This is a genomic window from Litorimonas sp. (assembly GCA_029936425.1).
In the GTDB taxonomy this organism is placed as follows: Bacteria; Pseudomonadota; Alphaproteobacteria; order Caulobacterales; family Maricaulaceae; genus Litorimonas.
In genome coordinates, this window is the sequence record JAPYSU010000065.1 from 1 (window position 1) to 2,216 (window position 2,216).

Genomic DNA, 2,216 nt, shown 5'->3' on the forward strand with positions numbered 1-2,216 from the left:
CCTCTTGACCAGGTCATTCTTCGGTCCAGACAGATACAGTCCCGCATCCCTCAGACAATTTTTGAGTTTCTTTATAGGCCAGGACTTCAGTCCATCCTCCGTGGGTAGCTTTGCTGGAACTGGTTCTGGCATTGGTGGTGGTGTTGGTGGGGGGAGGAGTGGGCAGGGTTGGGGTAGAGTAGCAAGTAGTGGAACTGGTTCTGGTACTGGAACTGGTTCTGTGGGAGGTTTTGGTGGAACTTTTGATGGGTTTTTCTTGTAATACTCCAACAACCTCTTGACCAGGTCATTCTTCAGTCCAGACGGATGCAGTCCCGCATCCCGCAGACAATTTTTCAGTTTCTTTACAGGCCAGGACTTCAGTCCATCCTCCGTGGGTAGCTTTGCTGGAACTGGTTCTGGCATTGGTGGTGGTGCTGGTGGGGGGAGGAGTGGTCTGCCATTCTGGGGCTGGTTGTGGATGAGATGGCTGGTTCTGTTGTTGGGTTGTAGTGGGGTGTTGTTGTGAGACATGTTGAGGCTGCAGAGATTGTCGCTGACTGACTGTGAATCTGGAAAAAAAAAAGATAAATCATCATTCCGTTGTAGTGTTATATAGATGGACATATTTGAATTACATAGATGGTCTGGTACCTTCAAAATATACATATCAGAGGATTTTGGTTACACATTTGGTTGGTACATTGGGTATTTACAGATTTATAATTTACTATTGATGTTGTACGTTAGTCCATCTGTGGCATTTGTTGCATCTCTGCAACTTGATCAGGAGTTACTCCTTCTTGCTCGAAGCCATCTTCATCTGATGCACCAGAGTCATTCTAACCATTGAAGTGGTGTGTGGTGTGGTGGTCTCGAGGATCTAAATAAATATATATTAATGATGATTTTTTTACTGCATAAAATTTCCATTTTTCTATCAGTTTAGTAAATGAAGGAAAAAACTTACACAGTGGATTTCCTCCTCAGCAAGAGATAGGGTGAACATATTCCTTCATGGTTGATTTCTATTTAGTTGACAATTGACATTGCATCATTGTTCATTACACTTTCTGACTGATATATGGGTGCATACTGCATTTGGTGTTCACTTTATCTAGGCCTCTGCTTTCCACCAGAGGCATGACTCACACTCACAGTCTTACGCTGGCTTGTCAGTCTCGCAGCCTGAACCATACTCGTCTGTGTTTACGTCTATCTCACTACCATCTAGGGACTGTTCATTATCACTCCAGTACCAGTCGTCTGCAGTCCAGTTGAAATTTCCAGCATCTGTTTGTGCTGTCTTTGTCTCATCATTATCTGTTTTGTCCATCTCATCATCCGTATTTTCTATTGGATTACTTTGGACCATCAAACCTATATCTGGGAAATCAATGGGGATTTGGCCAGGTGTTCTCTGATGATTGGATTCAGTTTGAATCATACGGGCTATTTCAGCCCTTTTTGTATCGAGAAGTTGTGGATGATACCAGTTATTTAACTGGCTGTTGAGTGCCCGTTCCTGTGGAAGAAACATTGGTTAATTTAATAAACAGATACATATTGAAAGATGTTTTGGTGGTTGAGTTAGGTTGTGTAATATACCTTAAAATCCGGGATATCCTTGGTGACGAGTTCCACATTGTGCATTAGAAAAAGTGCACAGTCCACATTGTTATGTTGCTTTGGTACTTCTGGAATGTGGACTGAAACATTCTTTTTAAGTTCTATTTCAAAGAACCTCTTTAAGTCATATGCAGTCTCCTGCTGTTTGCCACAGCTGGAAAGTGAGTTCAACACAAAGAGTTTTGGCTGGTCAGTGTTCAGATCGGTGGCCACTACTGCATACCAATGTGATTGTTTGCAGATTGGTATAATCACTGCATCGATATCTAGTAGGTTTATTCGACGTATGTAGCTTCTGACTCTCTGATGTCGACGCTGATGTAGACTGGGCGAATTTTCCGATGCATTTTCCCCTCGAGACTCTGCTTGTTGGTCATTTATAAGTTGGGTATAAAAAAATGACCACAATACGGGCACAACATTATTCTTGTCAGAATGATTGAACTGTAAATAACCATCCACGATTTCATCATTAATATATTTTGCTGGTCGTAACGACATGTAACTTGATCTTCTGATAATGTACTGTCTAAATTCACAGAAAACTTCATTACCAGCAGGTGCAGGTGTTTGGTCATCTGTTTGGATTTTATTGTATAGGTATATGT

General features: G+C 41.7%; 3 protein-coding genes. All 3 read right to left on the bottom strand.

Annotated elements, in window-relative coordinates:
• Window positions 1–648, bottom strand: a 648-nt coding sequence (locus ACN0IC_RS15060) for an SAP domain-containing protein (protein ID WP_416879580.1), incomplete at its 3' end; no start/stop codon positions are given.
• Window positions 649–1,141: 493 nt separating this feature from the next.
• Window positions 1,142–1,519, bottom strand: coding sequence for a hypothetical protein (locus tag ACN0IC_RS15065; protein ID WP_416879581.1), 378 nt, complete (start codon window positions 1,517–1,519; stop codon window positions 1,142–1,144).
• A 50-nt stretch (window positions 1,520–1,569) separates the two neighbouring features.
• Window positions 1,570–2,216 (bottom strand): Ulp1 family isopeptidase (locus tag ACN0IC_RS15070; RefSeq protein WP_416879582.1); only part of this gene is annotated, 647 nt, incomplete at its 5' end.

Excerpts from the sequence above, each read along its gene's own strand:
- ACN0IC_RS15065 (WP_416879581.1), bottom strand. The coding sequence starts at position 1,519 with ATGTTTCTTCCACAGGAACGGGCACTCAACAGCCAGTTAAATAACTGG.